Origin of the sequence: Microbacterium sp. SORGH_AS_1204 (assembly GCF_030818935.1) — a bacterium.
GTDB lineage: Bacteria > Actinomycetota > Actinomycetes > Actinomycetales > Microbacteriaceae > Microbacterium.
Window position 1 is genome coordinate 1,942,852 of record NZ_JAUTBD010000001.1, and the last position, 16,886, is coordinate 1,959,737.

Below are 16,886 nucleotides of genomic sequence, written 5' to 3' on the forward strand. Positions count from 1 at the left end.
GTGAGAAAGGGGGACGGCCGTCAGCCCGTGACAGCGCCTTCCGCGGCGGAACGCACGAGCTTGGAGTACTTGGCCAGAACGCCACGGGTATAGCGCGGGGGAAGAGGTTCCCAGCCTTCGCGGCGGGAACTCAGCTCGGCCTCATCGACGATCAAGTCGAGACTGCGAGCGGCGATATCGACCCGTATCAGATCACCATCGCGCACGAAGGCGATCGGACCTGCGTCGACCGCTTCGGGAGCTATGTGGCCGATGCAGAGGCCGGTTGTGCCGCCTGAGAATCGACCGTCCGTCAAGAGTAGTACATCTTTTCCGAGGCCCGCGCCCTTGATGGCCGCCGTGATGGCGAGCATCTCGCGCATGCCGGGGCCGCCCTTGGGGCCCTCGTACCGGATGACGACGACGTCGCCGGCGTTGATCTCGCCCGCCTCGAGGGCGTCCATGGCGGCACGCTCGCGCTCGAACACACGGGCGGGGCCCTCGAAGACGTTGCCGGTGAAGCCGGCCGACTTCACGACCGCACCCTCGGGCGCCATCGAGCCGTGCAGGATCGTGATGCCGCCGGTGGTGTGGATCGGGTCGTCGAACGAGTGGATGACCTTGCCGTCGACGGGGTCGGGCTCGAGGTCGCGGAGGTTCTCGGCGAGCGTCTTGCCCGTGACGGTGAGGGCGTCGCCGTGCAGCAGGCCCTCGTCGAGCATGGCCTTGAGCACGACCGGGATGCCACCGTGGCGGTCGACGTCGTTCATCACGTACTGACCGAACGGCTTCATGTCGGCCACGTGCGGCGTCTTGTCGCCGATGCGGTTGAAGTCGTGGAGCGTGAGCTCGACCTCGGCCTCGCGGGCGATGGCCAGCAGGTGCAGCACGACGTTGGTCGAGCCGCCGAGTGCCATGGCGAGGGCGATGGCGTTCTCGAACGCCTCTTTGGTGAGGATGTCACGCGTGGTGATGCCCTGGCGCAGCAGGTTGACCACGGCCTCGCCCGAGCGGTGGGCGAAGTAGTCGCGGCGGCGGTCGGCCGACGGCGGGGCGGCCGAGCCGGGGAGGCTCAGGCCGAGCGCCTCGGCGACGGAGGCCATGGTGTTGGCGGTGTACATGCCGCCGCAGGCGCCCTCACCGGGGGCGAAGGAGCACTCGATGCGCTTGAGGTCGGCCTCGCTCATGCGACCCGCGAGGCACGCACCGACACCCTCGAAGGAGTCGATGATCGTGATCTCTTTCTCGGTGCCGTCGGAGAGCTTGACCCAGCCCGGGGCGATCGAGCCGGCGTAGAGGAAGACGCTCGAGAGGTCGAGGCGGGCGGATGCCATGAGCATGCCGGGGATCGACTTGTCGCAGCCGGCGAGCAGCACGGAGCCGTCGAGGCGCTCGGCCATCATCACGGTCTCGACGCTGTCGGCGATGACTTCGCGCGAGACGAGCGAGAAATGCATGCCCTCGTGGCCCATCGAGATGCCGTCGGAGACGGAGATGGTGCCGAACTGCAGCGGGTAGCCGCCGCCGGAGTGCACGCCCTCTTTCGCGCCCTGCGCGAGGCGGTCGAGGCTGAGGTTGCAGGGAGTGATCTCGTTCCAGCTCGACGCGATGCCGATCTGGGGCTTGTCCCAGTCGTCGTCGCCCATGCCGACGCCGCGGAGCATGCCTCGCGAGGTCGTGGCTTCGATGCCGTCGGTGATGACGCGGCTGCGGGGCTTGATGTCGAACTCGCCGGTGTTCGGATTGTGCGGTGCGGGCATCCTGAAAGTCTATTGCGCGCGCGGGCACGGCCGATGCGCAACGGGCGATGAACGGCCGATTGATGGCGGTGTGCAGGAGGGGTCGGCGGGAACGACGACGGTTGCGACGGTCGCAGCGTCCCCGCCGTCGCGGACGTCAGCCGCCGTGGGCCCGACGCAGCCGCGCCACCTCCGCGAGCACGGCGACGAACGCCTCGATGTCGTCGACCCGAAGGGTGGCCGCCGTCTCTCCCCCGCCGACCCGGATGCCGAGGTCTCCCGGCCCGAGCGAGCGCAGCGCGTCTTCGTCGGTGACGTCGTCTCCGGCGAACAGCACGGCCGATGCGCCCACGCGCTCGCGCAGCAGTGCGATGGCGGAGTCCTTGCCCTCGTGCCGGAACGCGAACTCGAGGATGTCGTGGCCGGTGCGGCGGCGCCACGTGGGCGCGGCGGCCCCGACCAGCTCGTCGACGAGGCTCCGCGCGGCGTTCGCGACCTCGGCTTCCGCGGTGCGCGTGTGCACACCGAGTCCGTACTCCTTCGGCTCGATCCACACCCCGGCCATCTCGGCCGTGGCCGACGACGCCTCGCGGAAGAGCCGGTCGCGCAGCGCGAGGTCGGCAGCCGCGTCGGCGGTCGCCTCGATGCCCGTGCCCGGCACCCAGTACTGCGCGCCGTGCGATCCCGCGAGCCACACCGGCGAATCGTCGGCGTGCTCCGCGATTTCACGCAGGTGTCCGAGTGAGCGACCCGACACCAGCGCCACCACCGTGCGCGGGAGCCGGGCGAGCTCGTCGAGCACGTCGCGGGCTCCCGGCGTCATGCGCGCCGTCATCGGTTCGTCGACCAGGGGCGACAGGGTGCCGTCGAAGTCGAGGGCGACCAGCAGGGTGTCGGTGGTGGCGACGGCTTCGACCGCGGCGTCGGCGGCGGTCATTCGGCATCCATCACGTCGTCGTCGACATCGCTCGCGTCGACCTCGGCGGCGGCCGCCGCGCTCGACGAGCGCTCGTGGAACACCGACAGGGCGTCGAGGAAGCCCCGCGACCAGTCCTCGACGTCGTGCTCGCGCACGCGTCTGCGCAGCGTCCGCATGCGCCGCCCCTGCTCGGCGGCGGGCATGTCGATCGCGCGGACGATGGCATCCTTCAATCCGTCGATGTCGTGGGGGTTGATCAGCAGCGCGCTGCCCATCTCGTCGGCGGCTCCGGCGAACTCGCTCAGCACCAGGACGCCGCGGTTGTCGGTGCGGCTGGCGACATACTCCTTCGCGACGAGGTTCATGCCGTCGCGGAGCGCCGTGACGAGCATCACGTCGGCGGCGAGGAAGAGCGCCACCATCTCTTCGCGCGGGTACGACTGGTGCAGATACCGGATCGCGGTGTGCGTCGTGCTGTCGTGGTCGCCGTTGATGCGTCCCACGGTCATCTCGATCTCATCGCGCAACTGCACGTAGGCGTCGACGCGCTCGCGGCTGGGGCTCGCGACCTGAACGAGAGTGGCGTCTTCGACGGTCGCCCGGCCGTCTTCGAGCAGCTCGCCCCATGCCTTCAGGCGGTGTCGGATGCCCTTTGTGTAGTCGAGACGGTCGACGCCGAGCAGGATCTTCCGCGGGTTGCCCAGGCCCTCGCGGATCTCTTTCGCCCGCTGCTGGATCTCGGGCTTCTGCGCCAGCTCGATGTACGACTCCGCGTCGATCGAGATGGGGAACGCCTTCGCCAGGGCGACGCGCGTGCCGCCGTCGCCGTCGGGGACGAGGATGCCGCTCGCCTTGGTCTCGTACCGCAGCTGGCGCCGGACGGCGCGCGCGAAGTTGCCGGCGTCCGCCACCCGCTGGAAGCCGATGACGTCGGCGCCGAGCAGCCCTTCGAGCACCTGCTTGCGCCACGGGAGCTGCGCGTAGAGGCCGTAAGCGGGGAAGGGGATGTGGTGGAAGTAGCCGATGGTGAGGTCGGGGCGGAGCTCCCGCAGCATCTTCGGCACGAGCTGCAGCTGGTAGTCCTGCACCCACACGATGCCGCCCTCGGCGGCGACGTCGGCAGCGGCGTCGGCGAAACGCTTGTTCACCTTGACGTAAGCGTCCCACCACGCGCGCTTGTACGTCGGCGCGGCGATCACGTCGTGGTACAGCGGCCAGATCGTGTCGTTCGAGAAGCCCTCGTAGTACAGCTGCACGTCGGCGGCGGAGAGCGTCACGGGAACGAGGTGGGTGCCGTCGAATTCGAAGGGCTCGACGTCGACGTCGGCTTGGCCGGCCCACCCCACCCACGCGCCCTCGGCGCGGCGCATGACGGGCTCGAGGGCGGTGACGAGACCGCCCGGCGAGCGCCGCCAGCCCTCTCCATCGGGGGTGCGGTCGACGGGCAAGCGGTTGGCGACGACGACGAAATCGGCCTGGGTCACAGGTCCTCCTCGGGGATCTTTTCCAGGCTAACAGCGGGTCGCTTCCGGTCGAGGGGGTGGACGGCGACGCCGGAAACGCCCCACCCCGGATGACACCCGGCGGCGCGCGGCGTCTCGCCGTCGTCGCGCACGAAGCGTACGGGTGTCAAGGCGCGGCACGTCGACGCGCGCATCGATAGGTTTGTGTGCATGCGGCAGTACATCTTCGGAACGGGTCTTCTCAGCGCCATCACCGGCGGCGTCACGCTCCTGCGGGCACTCAAGAACGACGAGCCGTTCACGTGGCGCACGGCGTTGGCGTGGCTGAGCTGGGGCATCACCCTCGCGCTCGCCATCGGGTCGGTGGTGGACACTCGCCGCGCGCGCCGCGGCAAGGTCATCGCCGGCGACTCCCCCATCGCCAAGAAGCAGCAGAAGCTGCTGAAGAAGCGCCTCGCGCGCTGACCCACGACACGAGCGAACGGATGCCGCGGCCTCGAGGTCGCGGCATCCGTTCGTCGTTTTCGCGGGGCATGGCCGCGGCGGCCTGAAGCTTCGGCATCCGCCCTCAGGCCCGGGGGCTGCGCCGTCGCCCCGTGCAGGGCGCCCGTCGCGGGTCAGCGGGTCAGGATCAGCGCGTCGCCCTGACCGCCGCCGCCGCAGAGCGCGACCGCCGCCGTGCCGCTCCCCCGCCGCACGAGCTCGTGCACGGCGTGCACGACGAGGCGGTTGCCCGACGCGCCAATGGGGTGGCCGATCGCGATGCCGCCGCCGTGCGGGTTAACGACGTCGTCGGAGAGGCCGAGCGCGGCCTGGGAGCGGGCCACGACGGCGCCGAACGCCTCGTTGATCTCGACGTGATCGAGGACGGATGCCGCGATGCCCTGCTTCTCGAGCGCTCGGGCGATGGCGCGGGCGGGCTGATCGTGCAGGGAGTTGTCGGGGCCGGCGACCTGGCCCGCGGCGCCGACGACGGCGAGCACGTTCCAGCCGTGCTGCGCGGCGACCGCGCGGGTGGTGACGACGACGGCGGAGGCGCCGTCGGAGATCTGCGAGGCGTTGCCCGCGGTGATCGACCCGCCCCCGGCGAAGGCCGGCCGCAGCTTCGCAAGGGTCTCGACCGTCGTGTCGGCGCGGATGCCCTCGTCGGCGCTCACGACGACCGGGGCGCCCTTTCGCTGCGGGATCTCGACCGGCACGATCTCGGCGTCGAAGATGCCGGCGCTCTGCGCGGCGGCGGCACGCTCGTGTGAGCGGGCGGCCACGGCATCCTGCGCCTTGCGGGTGACCTCGTACCGGGCGTTGGCGCGCTCGGTCGAGGCGCCCATGCTCTCGCGGTCGTAGGCGTCGGTCAGGCCGTCGAAGGCCATGTGGTCGAGCACCTCGACCGAGCCGTAGGCGTAGCCCTCGCGGGAGTTCATGAGCAGGTGCGGGGCGCGGGTCATCGACTCCATGCCCGCGGCGACCACGACCGTGGCGTCTCCGAGGCGCAGCATGCGGGCGGCGTCGATGATCGCGGTGAGCCCCGAGAGGCAGACCTTGTTGATGGTCGCGGCGTGCACGTCCCAGCCGATCCCCGCTGCGATCGCCGCCTGGCGCGCGGCGTTCTGCCCGGCGCCGGCCTGCAGCACCTGTCCGACCAGCACGGCGTCGACCGTGTCGGCCGGGATGCCGCCGCGCTCGAGCGCTCCGCGGATCGCGGCGGCGCCCAGCTGCACGGCGGTGAGCGGCGCGAGCTGACCCTTCAGCCGTCCCTGCGGGGTGCGGGCGGCGGCGACGATGACGATGTCGTTCTGGGCGGTCATGCGGTCTGGATCTCCTCGGTGAGTCTCACGGTCAGATCGGGCTCGGTGGCATCCCGCACCTCGTCGACGCTGACGCCGGGGGCGAGCTCGACGAGCACGAGTCCATCGTGCGTCACATCGATGACGGCGAGGTCGGTGATGATGCGGTCGACCACGCCGCGACCGGTGAGCGGCAGGGAGCACGCGTCGACGATCTTCGGCGAGCCGTCTTTGGCGACGTGCTCCATCAGCACGATCACCCGCGCCGCGCCGTGCACGAGGTCCATCGCGCCGCCCGGGCCCTTCACCATCTTCCCCGGGATCATCCAGTTCGCCAGGTCTCCGGATGCCGACACCTGCATGGCCCCGAGAATCGCGGCGTCGATCTTGCCGCCGCGGATCATTCCGAAGCTCAGCGCCGAGTCGAAGAACGCCGCTCCCGGGAGCGTCGTCACCGTCTCTTTGCCGGCGTTGATGAGGTCGGCGTCCACCGCGTCCTCGGTCGGGTACGGCCCCACGCCCAGGATGCCGTTCTCGGACTGCAGCACGACGGTCACGCCCTCGGGCACGTGATTCGGCACGAGGGTGGGCAGGCCGATGCCGAGGTTGACATAGGAGCCGTCGGCGAGCTCTCGCGCGGCGCGGGCGGCCATCTCGATCCGGGTGAGGGGCATGTCACCACTCCTTCGTCGTCGCGGCGGTGGCCCCTGAGCCGGTCGGAGCGACCACTGCCGCACGAACCGTGCGCTTCTCGATGCGCTTGTCGACCGCGCCCACCTCGACGATGCGGTGCACGAAGACGCCCGGTAGGTGCACGGCATCCGGGTCGATCTCGCCGGGTTCGACGAGGTGCTCGACCTGCACGATGCACGTACGTCCGGCCATCGCCGCGAGGGGGTTGAAGCTGCGCGCGGCCTTGCGGAAGACGAGGTTGCCGTGGCGATCCCCCTTGTAGGCATGCACCAGGGCGAAGTCGGTGGTGATGGCCTCCTCCAGCACGAAGTCGCGCGGCTCACCTCCCACGGCGAAGGTGCGCACGTCTTTGGGCGGGGATGCCACGGCGATACCGCCGGAGCCGTCGTAGCGCCGCGGCAGACCGCCCTCGGCGACCTGCGTGCCCACGCCGGTCCGCGTGTAGAAGGCGGCGATCCCCGCTCCGCCGGCGCGCAGCTTCTCCGCGAGGGTGCCCTGGGGGGTGAGCTCGAGCTCGAGTTCCCCCGACAGGAACCGCCGCTCGAACTCCTTGTTCTCGCCCACGTACGACGACGTCATCTTGCGGATGCGACCGGCTCCAAGCAGGATGCCGAGCCCCCAGTCGTCGACGCCGCAGTTGTTCGACACGACCGAGAGGTCGCGCGTGCCCTGGGCGAGGAGCGCCTCGATGAGCGCGATGGGGTTGCCGGACAGGCCGAACCCTCCGACGGCGAGCGAGGCCCCGTCGGGGATGTCGGCGACGGCGTCGGCTGCTGTCGGCCAGGTCTTGTCGATCACGCGCACTCCTTCGAACAGCGTGTTCCCATGCTGCGTTCGCCGCCGCCGCCGCATCGAGCGAGTTCTTGCGATGTGGATGCCACGCGGCGTACCGTCCACATCGTGGACAACCCCGATACGCGGGGCCCGCGGAGCACCGTCCCGGGCGCCCAGGTCATCGCGCGTGCCGCGCACCTGCTCCGACTCGTCACCGCGGCCGGCGACGCGGGCGCGACCGTCGGCGACCTGGCGCACGACGCCGACCTGACCCGCCCCACCGCCCACCGCCTGCTCAACGCGCTGCGAATCGAGGGGCTCGTCGATCGCGACGACACGACCGGGCACTGGCTCCCGGGGCCCGAGCTCTTTCTGATGGGCAGCGTCGCGGCATCCCGGTTCGACGTCACCGCCGTCGCCCGCGACATCGTGCGCTCTCTCGCTGTGCGCACGGAGGAGAGCGCATTCCTCTCGGTCAGGCGGGGTGACGAGACGGTGTGCCTCCTGCGCGAAGACGGCAGCTTCCCCATCCGCTCGTTCGTGCTGTCGGAGGGGGTGCGGTTCCCGCTCGGCGTCGCGTCGGCGGGATTGGCGATCCTGGCGTTCCTCCCGCCCCAGGATGTGGACGCCTACCTGGATCGGCACCCCGAGCTCGCCGACCGCTGGGGCGCGTCGCACTCCCCCGCACGTCTGCGCACACGCATCGCCGACACGATGGCCCGCGGCTACGCCGTGAACCCGGGCCTGATCGTCGAGGGCAGCTGGGGTGTCGGTGCCGCGGTGTTCACGCGGTCCGGCGACCCGCAGTGGGCGCTGAGCCTCACCGGGGTGGAGTTCCGCTTCGGCGGCGAGCGGCTCGCGGAGCTGGGGCGCATCCTGCTCGCCCACGCGCACCAGCTCTCGACACGCATCGCCGCCCGCTGATCTGCGTCGATTAGATACCTCCGGTATATACCTGCGGTATGGTTTACGTCATGACCCGCGACGACGATCTGCAGACACTCCTGCTCGCGGTGCACGCCCTCACGCGCATCGCGGCCCTCGACACCCATAACGACGCCCCCGCCGCGCAGTGGCGCACCCTGACGCTGCTGCGCGACCACGGACCGCAGCGTCTCGGCGACCTGGCCACCCTCAGCCGGGTGACGCAGCCCGGCATGACCCGCCTCGTGCACCAGATGGATGCCGCGGGTCTGGTCGAGCGCGCCGCGCACCCGACGGATTCGCGCGTCAGCGTCGTGCGCGCCACCGCCCGCGGTCTCGAGGCGCTCGCCGTGTGGTTCGAGCAGTTCCGCGCGGCGCTGGCTCCGCACGTCGCCGATCTGTCGGAGGCGGAATGGGATGCCGTCGGCGTCGCGGCGTCCGCGCTGTCGCTGCGCGTCGGGCTGGTGCCCGTCGCCACCCTCGACACGTCACGCGAGAAGAAGGAGGTCGTCCGGTGAGCACCGACACCGCCCCCGTCACGGGCCCGGCCGCCACGCGGCAGGAGGCGCCCGCGGCATCCCGGATCTGGAAGCAGCCCGCGCAGGTGTGGGCCGTCGCCTTCGCGTGCGTCGTGGCCTTCATGGGCATCGGGCTCGTCGACCCGATCCTGCCCGCCATCGCCGAGTCGCTCGAGGCGAGCCCCGTCGAGACCGAGCTGCTCTTCACCAGCTATCTCGTCGTCACCGGCCTGGCCATGCTCGTCACCAGCTGGATCTCGAGCCGCATCGGCGCGAAGGCGACGCTGCTGGTGGGCCTCGCGCTGATCGTCGTCTTCTCGCTGCTGTGCGCCCTCAGCGGCAGCGTCGACGCGATCATCGGCTTCCGCGCCGGATGGGGCCTGGGCAACGCCCTCTTCATCTCCACCGCCCTCGCCACGATCGTGGGGGCGGCGTCCGGTGGCAGTTCGGCGGCCATCATCCTCTACGAAGCCGCTCTGGGCCTCGGCATCGCCATCGGGCCGCTGCTCGGCGGCATCCTGGGTGAGATGAGCTGGCGCGGCCCGTTCTTCGGCGTCGTCGCCCTCATGGCCATCGCCTTCGTCGCGGTGACGGTGCTGCTGCGCGGACCCTCGCCCGAGCGCACGCCGCTCGCGTTCAGCGCGCCGTTCCGCGCGCTCGGGCGTCCGGCGCTCGCGATCCTCGCCGCGACCGCGCTGTTCTACAACATCGGCTTCTTCACCCTGCTGGCGTTCTCGCCGTTCCCGCTCGGCTTCGGTGCGATGGGCATCGGGCTGACGTTCTTCGGCTGGGGCGTCGGGCTCGCCGTCACGAGTGTGTGGGTGGCCCCCATCCTGCTGCGGCGGCTGCGGCTGACCACCGTTCTGCTGATCGCGCTGCCGTTGCTCGCCCTCGATCTGCTCGTGGCGGCATTCGTCGTGGCATCGGCTCCGGCGCTGGTGGCCTGCATCGTCGTGGGGGGTCTCGTGCTCGGCGTCGTCAACACGGCCCTCACCGAGGCCGTCATGGAGGCGACCGACCTCCCCCGGTCGGTGGCGTCGTCGGCGTACTCGGCCGTGCGCTTCCTCGGGGGCGCGGTCGCTCCCCCGCTCGCCGCTCTGCTGTGGCACACCTACAACGCGGGCGTGCCGTATGTCGTCGCCGCGGGAGCCGTCGTCATCGCCGGCGCCTGCATTCTGTTCGGGCGCCGCACGCTCGCCCACATCGACGGCGCGCACCCGGATGCCGCCGACGAGGGCGCCGCCGTTCTGGTCGGAGACGCGGCGTGAGACGCAGCCATTGACCGCGCCGCACCGCGAACGACCGAGGCGCCGGATGCCGACACGTCGATCACGTGCGGCCTCCGGCGCCTCGGTGGTTTCGGTGAGTCAGCCCCAGATGGCGGCCAGACGCTCGGCCGTGGGGACGGGCGCCATCTCGTCCAGGTCGGCGAGGGTCAAGGGCACCAGCTTGCTGAAGCCGCGATCGCCCTTCGTGCTCGCCGAGGCCTCCACCGTCGAGAACGAGTACGACGACGAGACGCTGCCCGCGACGGTGGACGTCTCCACCGCCAGGTTCGACCAGGTGCCGTGCAGCGAGTTGGCGGCGACGATGGGCTGGCCGCCCTCGTACACCGGGTAGCGAAGCTGGCTCGTCTTGCCGCCGACGACGAGGGTGTTGCGCATCTCTCCGCCGCTGTTGCTTCCGGCGATGATGCCCTGGTTCGACGACTGGAAGATCGCGGAATCCTCGAGGAGGACGTTCGTGATCGTGCCGCTACCGGTCGTGGTGACGAACTGGATCGTGTCGGTGTGCGCATTGGAACCGCGCTCTTTGTAGTGCGGCGCGGCGTAGAGCCCCGAGAAGCTCAGATCGTTGACGCTGTAGCCGTCCGCCGACTTCACCTCCATGCGGTCGTACCCGACGCCCGTCACCGCTTCGGCTCCGGCGACGACCTCGACCACGTCGGCGTTCTGCACGCCGCGACCGCCGTTGGCGGTCACCAGCAGAGTGCCGACGGTGGTGTATCCGAAACCGAACGCCTCGACGTTGCGGAGCATCACCGACGTCGAGCCCATGTCGATGCCGACGATCGACACGCCCCGGACTCCGACGAAAGCGATGCCCTTGTCGCCGGCCGTCTTCACCGTGCCGACGCCGGCGCACGCGCTGACGAGGATGCGAGAGGTGCGCGACGCGTTGCCGATGTCCTGCAAGACGCCCTTCGCGCTGGAGCCGGCACCATTGCCGCCGGTGATGGTGCCCGGCGCAACGCAGATCACGACGTCGTCAGAGGTCTTCGACTCGGCGGTGATCGCCGCTGCGATCGCGGACCAAGTCGGTTTGACGTTGACGACGCGCGCGGCGTCGGCACGGGGCGTGTTCTCGGGCCAGTGGGTGCCGTCGGGGCCCACGGCGCTCACGGGTCCCGCGGGGTCCGGCGTGGGCGCAGCCGTCACCGGATCCGTGGGCTCGGGCTCGCTCGGCTCGGAGCCCGACTCGAGATCGGGGTTGGCCGTGAAGGCGACGTCGACGAGGCCGCTGGAGGTCTGGCCGATGGTGGGGAATCCGGCCGAAGACTTGTACACGCCTGCCTTCGCAGCCGTGACGATTCCATTGGTGGTCTTCGGCTCGGCGAAGAAGTTCTCGATGGCGGGGATGCGTCCGTCGTTGTCGAGCACGCTGACGGTGTAGGTGACATCGGCGTCGAGGTCGAGCTCGATCGGAACGGTTCGCCACCCGACGGCCGCGGCGGGGTTCACCGGCGCCTGCGCGAGCAGCACCCCGGTCGACGACCACACCGACGCGCTGACCACGCCGGAGTTCGACGCGTTCTGGTAGAAGCGCACGCCCGACAGGGTGCCTGACTCGGCGGGCTTGAAGGTGAACCCGACCTCGAGGGGCCCCGGGACGGGCATCGCGAGAACCTGCGGCCGGGTGCCGTCGGGGTGAACGCCGACGGGGGCGGTCACCGCGGCGACGCTGGGGGTGGCACTGCCGGCGACGAGCGCGGCGGCGGTGAGGAGAGTCGTGAGGAGCATCGTGCGCCGGCGAGGGGCGGACGAACGGGACGAAACACCGGAGACGGCGTTGGGTTCCATGGGCGCATTGTGCTTTCGGCTTGTGCTCGGGTGCGCATTGTTTTGTGTACGCCCCGCGGCGGGTGTGAATGCCAGGACCGCTGCAGGGGCAGCAAAGTCGACCATATACCCCGGCCTATTACGGGGCGATTAATAATGGACCGCGAAGACCGCACGAATCAGACGCGCGGGCGCGTTCGATCGCGCACGGAACGGGGAAAACCCGCGAGAACACGGGCGACTTCGCCGAGCGTACGACCGCGCGAAGAGGAACCGGACCCTTCCGCGTCGTGGGGCCCGCACACCCTTTGGGAACGGCGTCAGAATTTCATCCTGGACACCGCGCCTCTTTCTGCTCCAAAATCTTCTGCCGAGAACCCGCGCGAAGCGTCTGTCACGGTGTCGAGCGCGTCTGCCCCACCCGCTCGACCAGCACGTCCCGAGCCAGGGGGTGCGCGCCACGCGTCCATGCTGACGGGTGACCGAGAAGATCGGCCCGGGTGACCGATGCGATGAGATCGGAGAAAAGCGAAGATCCCCTCCCGGCCAGGGCCGTGGAGGGGATCTTCGGTGGTGGTGCACCCCCTGGGACTCGAACCCAGAACCCACTGATTAAGAGTCAGTTGCTCTGCCGATTGAGCTAGAGGTGCGTTCCGTTTCGGCCCGAAACTTGCGTTCCGAACCGAGGGATTACGTTACCAGGCATGACGCGGGCACACCAAATCGGCCGCGGATCGACCGTTATCCTTGAGCCGTGCCCCCTCTCGAAGCGCCCGCGCCGACGCTCACCGACGACCTCGCCCTCGCCCTTCGCCTGGCCGATGCCGCCGACGCCGTGTCGATGCAGCGCTTCGACGCCGCAGACCTCCGCGTCGCCACCAAACCCGACCGCACGCACGTCACCGAGGCCGACCTCGCGACCGAGCGCGCGATCCGGCAGGTCCTCGACGCCGAGCGACCCGACGATGCGGTACTCGGCGAAGAATTCGGCGCGTCGGGCCACACGACACGGCGGTGGGTGATCGACCCCATCGATGGCACGCACAACTACATGCGCGGCATCCCGGTCTGGGCGACGCTCATCGCCCTCACCGTCGACGGTGTGCCGCAGGTGGGCGTGGTCAGTCAGCCCGCCATCGGGCGCCGCTGGTGGGCCGCCGTGGGCCACGGGGCCTGGACCTCGACCGCGTCGGGCGAGACGCGTGGCATCCGGGTATCGGGCGTCGACGAGATCGGCGCCGCGAGCATCAGCTTCCAGAGCATCGAGCAGTGGGACGACGCAGGACTCCTCCCTGCGCTCGAGAACCTCACGCGTGCGGTCTGGCGGGATCGCGCCTACGGCGACGCCCTGCCGTACATGTGGCTCGCCGAGGGTCGGCTGGAGCTGGTCGCCGAATTCGACGTGAAAGAGTACGACATCGCCGCGATCGCGCCCATCGTGCGCGAGGCCGGCGGGCGGTTCACCGCCTTCGACGGCTCCGACCGGCTCGACGCGGGCTCGTCGTTCGCGACCAACGGCATTCTTCACGAGGCCTTCTCGGCCGTCCTGCGCGACGGGGCCGGCCGATGATGGGGGCGCGTCGGCGCGTGGTGTTCGCTGCGGCCGCTGTCGTTCTCACCGGCGCCGTCTCGACCGCCTGCACCGCGGCGACCCCCGATGCGGCGCCCAGCGTCGCGGAGTCAGCCGCGGGTCCGACGATCGCGCCGCCCCCGACCACGGCGACGCCCGCGTCGGAAACGCCCGACCCGACGTGCGAGAACATCATTCCCCAGGCCACGGCCGACGACTTCACGAGCCTCGGCTGGGTCAGTCAAGAAGAGCCGTTCCGCATCGGCGCGACCACCCTCGACGACGGCATCCAGTGCAAGTGGGGTGACGAGAAGATCGCGTCCGACCGCGTGCAGATCTTCGGGTGGGCACCGATCGACGAGGCCGCCGCGAAGACGGCGCGCGACGAGCTCGTCGCGTCGGGCTGGCAGGTCGAGGTCGACGCCGACGGAACGTATGTCACCGAGAACCCGGAGTGGCTGGGCGGGCGCGGCGTCGACGGTTATGGCCTGACCTACCTGTTCGGCGACGGGTGGGTGAAGCTGGCCGACACGCGCCAGAGCCTGATTCTCGTCGACGCTCCGCGCTAGCGGCGGGCGTCACCGGTACGGGTTAACCGCCGCCGCATCGCGCGCTGCGGCGAACCCCTCGTCCCACGCGTCACCGCGCGCCTCGCTCGCCCGCCACAGTTCGTCGGCGCGCAGCACCTTCTGCGCGAAGACGACCCAGTCGTTCCAGGCTGCCGTGATCTCCGGCGGAGACGTCTCCGACCCGCCGGCCACGGGCGCCCGGCCCCCGGGGGCGGAGCGCGGTGCGGCCGTCCAGGTCGTCGCCTCGGGCGTGGGCGCGAGATGGAAGGGGCCGACGTCGATGCGGAGCGCGCGAGGGTCAGGCATGACCCGACCCTAGACGGCGCGGAGCCCGCCGTCTCGGCGCCGCTCGCGTAGGCTCGACCCTCGTGGCTATCGGCTCGACCATTCACACGTTCACGGTGCAGCTCTCCGACGTCGATCGCGGCGTCTACGACGAGCTGCAGCTGCGCGTCGCCCGGCATCCGTCCGAGACCGCCCCGTACATGCTCACGCGCGTGCTGGCCTACTGCCTCGAGTTCGAGGAGGGCATCGGCTTCAGCGAGGGCGTCGCCGCCACCGACGAGCCCGCCGTGATGGTCACCGACCTCACCGGCGCCCTCGTCGCGTGGATCGAGGTCGGAGCTCCGGATGCCGCCCGCCTGCACACCGGCAGCATGAAGGCCGAGAGGGTCGCGGTCTACACGCACCGCGACCCCGACAAGGTCGCGGCCCCCTGGGCCGGCAAGCGCATCCACCGCGCCGATGACGTGCTGCTGCACAGCTTCGACCCCGGTTTCGTCGAGCGCCTCGCCGACAGCATCGAGCGACGCAGCACCGCCACCCTCACCCGCACCGAAGGACGCATCTACCTCGAGCTGAACGGCGTGGCGGGCGAGAGCGACATCCACACCCGCAGCGCCGGCTGACGAGCCACCGACGCAAGAAGCCCCCGCGCCCGCCGAAACGGGCGGGCGCGGGGGCTTCTTCGTGAAACTCGATCGTGACAACGGCTCGTGGAGCTGGGGGGAATCGAACCCCCGTCCAACGCTGGGTCTCCGCGTTTTCTCCGGGCGCAGTCTGTGCAGACGTTCTGCTCGGCTCCGACCTTTGTCACAGACACCTAAGTCGACGAGCCCAGCCTGGGAAAAGTCCCGCGTGACGTCCAGACGCCGTCACGCAGCAAGACCCCTAAATGACGCCAGGATCCGTGGCGGGGTCACACACGGTCTGACGGACTATCGGGCTCGCTTAGGCAGCGAGGGCGAAGTCAGTGCGCTTAGCATCGGCACTTATTGTTTTGCAGGGAGCGTTTACGAGATAACCCCACATCCTCGGCCCGCTTCTCGCGGGTTCGCAGGCGCTGTCGAAACCGATCAGCCCCGGGAACTCCGTGAAGGAGCGGCCGTTGTCACACTGTTGAGTTACCACGCCGGGAACCGAAGCACCCGAGCATCACAGTCTACAACGGATCGCGAGACGCAGACATTCCCGCGCGCCGGCCGACCACCGAGCCGGCTCCACAGACGACGCTCGCGGCCCCCACCCACCGTCCGGGGATGACCGAGCCCCGCATGGCGGTCGACGGGCGCAGGGGCGGCCCGGCGCCCACCTCCCGTAGGCTCACCGCATGAGCGACGTCGTCATCACCGTCCGAGGCGAGAGCAACGCCCGCGTGCGCGCGGAAGAGGCGGCCGTGCGTGTCACCGTCTCCACCGACGGCCCCGCCCGCGGGCCCGTCGTCGAACAAGCGCAGGAACGCGCATCGACCGTGCAGGACGGCCTGGTAGCGCACCTGCGTTCCGGCGAGGTGTCGGAGTGGTCGAGCGCGCGCGTATCGGTGTGGTCGGACAGACCGTGGAACTCCGAGGGCGTCCAGCTCCCCCTCGTTCACCACGCCAGCGTCGAGGTGTCGGCGACCTTCACCGATGCCGGCGCGCTGTCGTGGTGGCTGGGCGATGTCGCCGAGTCCGACGACGTGCAGGTCACGGCCGTCGAGTGGCGCCTCTCCCCCGACACCCGCGCGCGCGTCGAGCGCGAGGTCGCCGCCGAGGCGGTGCACGTGGCCGTCGAACGCGCCGCCGCGTACGCGGACGCACTGGGGCTGGCATCCGTCTCCGCCGTCGAGATCGCCGACGCCGGGCTGCTCGGCGCTCGTCCGGAGGCCCCGGCGCCGATGGGCGCGCGCCTGATGGCCGCGAGCGGCAGCGGGCCGTCGTTCAGCCTGCAGCCGCCCGAGATCGTCGTGACGTCGGTGGTGGAGGGGCGCTTCCGCGCCGAGTGACGCGACGTCGATCGGGCGCCCCACCGAAATCGCCCGACGAAGTCGTGGCGATCTGCGGCGAGCCGAGACGGGTCTACTCGCCCAGGCGGTTCTTCGTGCGCATCGCCCGCTCGGCCTCGCGCTTATCTTCGCGCTCGCGGATCGTCTGGCGCTTCTCGAACTCGCGCTTGCCCTTGGCCACCGCGATCTCGACCTTCGCCCGCCCGTCGAGGAAGTACAGCCGCAGCGGAACGAGCGTGTACCCGCCCGCCGACACGGCATGCGAGAGCTTGATGATCTCGTCTTTGTGCAGGAGCAGCTTGCGCGTGCGCTTCGCGGAGTGGTTGGTCCAGTGCCCCTGCGAGTACTCGGGGATGTGCACGGCATCGAGATACGCCTGGCCGCCGTCGATGTACGCGTAGCCGTCGGTGAGGTTCGCGCGCCCCTGGCGCAGGGACTTCACCTCGGTGCCGGTCAGGATCAGACCGGCCTCGTAGGTCTTCTCGATGGCGTAGTCGTGACGCGCCTTCTTGTTCGACGCGATGAGCTTCTCACCCTGCTCACGAGGCATGGTGCCACCTCCTCATGATCATGGGCACACGGAGCCTTACAGATTACCCCACACCCGAGGCCGGCTTGTCACGGGGCGCCGG

At 70.3% G+C, this 16,886-nt stretch carries 17 protein-coding genes, 1 tRNA gene and 1 other RNA gene; 8 read left to right on the top strand and 11 right to left on the bottom strand.

What is annotated here, in order from left to right; translation table 11 throughout:
* Nucleotides 1–20: 20 nt before the first annotated feature.
* From ilvD to otsA, 3 genes are all read right to left on the bottom strand, one after another.
* On the bottom strand, nucleotides 21–1,739 hold the full coding sequence (gene ilvD, locus QE410_RS08910) for a dihydroxy-acid dehydratase (protein ID WP_307330697.1): 1,719 nt from the start codon (nucleotides 1,737–1,739) through the stop codon (nucleotides 21–23).
* A 136-nt stretch (nucleotides 1,740–1,875) separates the two neighbouring features.
* Nucleotides 1,876–2,655, bottom strand: coding sequence for a trehalose-phosphatase (gene otsB / locus QE410_RS08915; protein WP_307330700.1), 780 nt, complete (start codon nucleotides 2,653–2,655; stop codon nucleotides 1,876–1,878).
* Nucleotides 2,652–4,121, bottom strand: coding sequence for an alpha,alpha-trehalose-phosphate synthase (UDP-forming) (gene otsA, locus QE410_RS08920; protein WP_307330702.1), 1,470 nt, complete (start codon nucleotides 4,119–4,121; stop codon nucleotides 2,652–2,654). Before otsA ends, otsB begins: the two co-directional genes overlap by 4 nt.
* A 189-nt stretch (nucleotides 4,122–4,310) precedes the next feature.
* Between otsA and QE410_RS08925 the strand changes: the two genes are divergently transcribed.
* On the top strand, nucleotides 4,311–4,565 hold the full coding sequence (locus QE410_RS08925) for a hypothetical protein (RefSeq protein ID WP_058231373.1): 255 nt from the start codon (nucleotides 4,311–4,313) through the stop codon (nucleotides 4,563–4,565).
* 152 nt (nucleotides 4,566–4,717) lie between these two features.
* On the opposite strand, the gene QE410_RS08930 is transcribed toward QE410_RS08925, so the two are convergent.
* The 3 genes from QE410_RS08930 to QE410_RS08940 are packed head-to-tail and all read right to left on the bottom strand — an operon-like array spanning nucleotide 4,718 to nucleotide 7,375.
* Nucleotides 4,718–5,905 (bottom strand): acetyl-CoA C-acetyltransferase, encoded by a 1,188-nt coding sequence (locus QE410_RS08930; RefSeq protein WP_307330706.1) that lies wholly within the window; start codon nucleotides 5,903–5,905, stop codon nucleotides 4,718–4,720.
* The gene (locus QE410_RS08935; RefSeq protein ID WP_307330709.1) at nucleotides 5,902–6,558 is read right to left on the bottom strand and encodes a CoA transferase subunit B; all 657 of its coding nucleotides are present in this window, start codon (nucleotides 6,556–6,558) and stop codon (nucleotides 5,902–5,904) included. Before QE410_RS08935 ends, QE410_RS08930 begins: the two co-directional genes overlap by 4 nt.
* Before the next feature lies 1 nt (nucleotide 6,559).
* Nucleotides 6,560–7,375: a CoA transferase subunit A gene (locus QE410_RS08940; protein WP_307330712.1), complete on the bottom strand. Its 816-nt coding sequence runs from the start codon at nucleotides 7,373–7,375 to the stop codon at nucleotides 6,560–6,562.
* Nucleotides 7,376–7,477: 102 nt separating this feature from the next.
* Here QE410_RS08940 and QE410_RS08945 point away from each other — a divergent pair, with 102 nt between their 5' ends.
* The 3 genes from QE410_RS08945 (at nucleotide 7,478) to QE410_RS08955 (ending at nucleotide 10,061) form a co-directional block, all read left to right on the top strand.
* Nucleotides 7,478–8,275, top strand: a complete 798-nt coding sequence (locus QE410_RS08945; protein WP_307330716.1) for an IclR family transcriptional regulator — start codon at nucleotides 7,478–7,480, stop codon at nucleotides 8,273–8,275.
* Between the two features lie 50 nt (nucleotides 8,276–8,325).
* Entirely contained in the window at nucleotides 8,326–8,793 is a 468-nt protein-coding gene (locus QE410_RS08950; RefSeq protein ID WP_307330719.1) for a MarR family winged helix-turn-helix transcriptional regulator, read from the top strand.
* A gap of 65 nt (nucleotides 8,794–8,858) precedes the next feature.
* Entirely contained in the window at nucleotides 8,859–10,061 is a 1,203-nt protein-coding gene (locus QE410_RS08955) for an MFS transporter (protein WP_307334431.1), read from the top strand.
* A 99-nt stretch (nucleotides 10,062–10,160) separates the two neighbouring features.
* On the opposite strand, the gene QE410_RS08960 is transcribed toward QE410_RS08955, so the two are convergent.
* Entirely contained in the window at nucleotides 10,161–11,813 is a 1,653-nt protein-coding gene (locus QE410_RS08960; RefSeq protein ID WP_307330721.1) for a DUF4082 domain-containing protein, read from the bottom strand.
* Nucleotides 11,814–12,426: 613 nt separating this feature from the next.
* Nucleotides 12,427–12,502, bottom strand: a tRNA-Lys gene (locus QE410_RS08965).
* Nucleotides 12,503–12,606: 104 nt separating this feature from the next.
* Here QE410_RS08965 and QE410_RS08970 point away from each other — a divergent pair.
* Both QE410_RS08970 and QE410_RS08975 read left to right on the top strand, forming a co-directional pair.
* Nucleotides 12,607–13,422: an inositol monophosphatase family protein gene (locus QE410_RS08970; RefSeq protein ID WP_307330724.1), complete on the top strand. Its 816-nt coding sequence runs from the start codon at nucleotides 12,607–12,609 to the stop codon at nucleotides 13,420–13,422.
* 17 nt (nucleotides 13,423–13,439) lie between these two features.
* The gene (locus QE410_RS08975; RefSeq protein ID WP_307330727.1) at nucleotides 13,440–13,991 is read left to right on the top strand and encodes a hypothetical protein; all 552 of its coding nucleotides are present in this window, start codon (nucleotides 13,440–13,442) and stop codon (nucleotides 13,989–13,991) included.
* Nucleotides 13,992–14,000: 9 nt separating this feature from the next.
* On the opposite strand, the gene QE410_RS08980 is transcribed toward QE410_RS08975, so the two are convergent.
* Complete coding sequence (locus tag QE410_RS08980; protein ID WP_307330729.1) at nucleotides 14,001–14,297, bottom strand: hypothetical protein; 297 nt, start codon at nucleotides 14,295–14,297, stop codon at nucleotides 14,001–14,003.
* A 62-nt stretch (nucleotides 14,298–14,359) separates the two neighbouring features.
* Here QE410_RS08980 and QE410_RS08985 point away from each other — a divergent pair, with 62 nt between their 5' ends.
* The gene (locus QE410_RS08985; RefSeq protein WP_307330732.1) at nucleotides 14,360–14,899 is read left to right on the top strand and encodes a YaeQ family protein; all 540 of its coding nucleotides are present in this window, start codon (nucleotides 14,360–14,362) and stop codon (nucleotides 14,897–14,899) included.
* 85 nt (nucleotides 14,900–14,984) lie between these two features.
* Here the strand turns inward: QE410_RS08985 and ssrA are convergent.
* Nucleotides 14,985–15,354, bottom strand: a transfer-messenger RNA (tmRNA) gene (gene ssrA / locus QE410_RS08990).
* Between the two features lie 246 nt (nucleotides 15,355–15,600).
* Between ssrA and QE410_RS08995 the strand changes: the two genes are divergently transcribed.
* A complete protein-coding gene (locus tag QE410_RS08995; RefSeq protein WP_307330735.1) occupies nucleotides 15,601–16,254 on the top strand; it encodes an SIMPL domain-containing protein in 654 nt (217 codons plus the stop codon).
* 73 nt (nucleotides 16,255–16,327) lie between these two features.
* Here QE410_RS08995 and smpB read toward each other — a convergent pair whose 3' ends face one another.
* Nucleotides 16,328–16,804 carry an SsrA-binding protein SmpB gene (gene smpB, locus QE410_RS09000; RefSeq protein ID WP_307330738.1) on the bottom strand — a complete coding sequence of 159 codons (477 nt, stop codon included), beginning with the start codon at nucleotides 16,802–16,804 and terminating at the stop codon, nucleotides 16,328–16,330.
* Between the last annotated feature and the right edge of the window lie 82 nt (nucleotides 16,805–16,886).

Coding starts and splice junctions, on each gene's coding strand:
- QE410_RS08935 (WP_307330709.1), bottom strand. CDS start 6,558: ATGCCCCTCACCCGGATCGAGATGGCCGCCCGCGCCGCGCGAGAGCTC.
- otsB (WP_307330700.1), bottom strand. CDS start 2,655: ATGACCGCCGCCGACGCCGCGGTCGAAGCCGTCGCCACCACCGACACC.
- smpB (WP_307330738.1), bottom strand. CDS start 16,804: ATGCCTCGTGAGCAGGGTGAGAAGCTCATCGCGTCGAACAAGAAGGCG.
- QE410_RS08925 (WP_058231373.1), top strand. CDS start 4,311: ATGCGGCAGTACATCTTCGGAACGGGTCTTCTCAGCGCCATCACCGGC.
- QE410_RS08960 (WP_307330721.1), bottom strand. CDS start 11,813: ATGCTCCTCACGACTCTCCTCACCGCCGCCGCGCTCGTCGCCGGCAGT.
- QE410_RS08930 (WP_307330706.1), bottom strand. CDS start 5,905: ATGACCGCCCAGAACGACATCGTCATCGTCGCCGCCGCCCGCACCCCG.
- QE410_RS08980 (WP_307330729.1), bottom strand. CDS start 14,297: ATGCCTGACCCTCGCGCGCTCCGCATCGACGTCGGCCCCTTCCATCTC.
- QE410_RS08950 (WP_307330719.1), top strand. CDS start 8,326: ATGACCCGCGACGACGATCTGCAGACACTCCTGCTCGCGGTGCACGCC.
- QE410_RS08995 (WP_307330735.1), top strand. CDS start 15,601: ATGAGCGACGTCGTCATCACCGTCCGAGGCGAGAGCAACGCCCGCGTG.
- ilvD (WP_307330697.1), bottom strand. CDS start 1,739: ATGCCCGCACCGCACAATCCGAACACCGGCGAGTTCGACATCAAGCCC.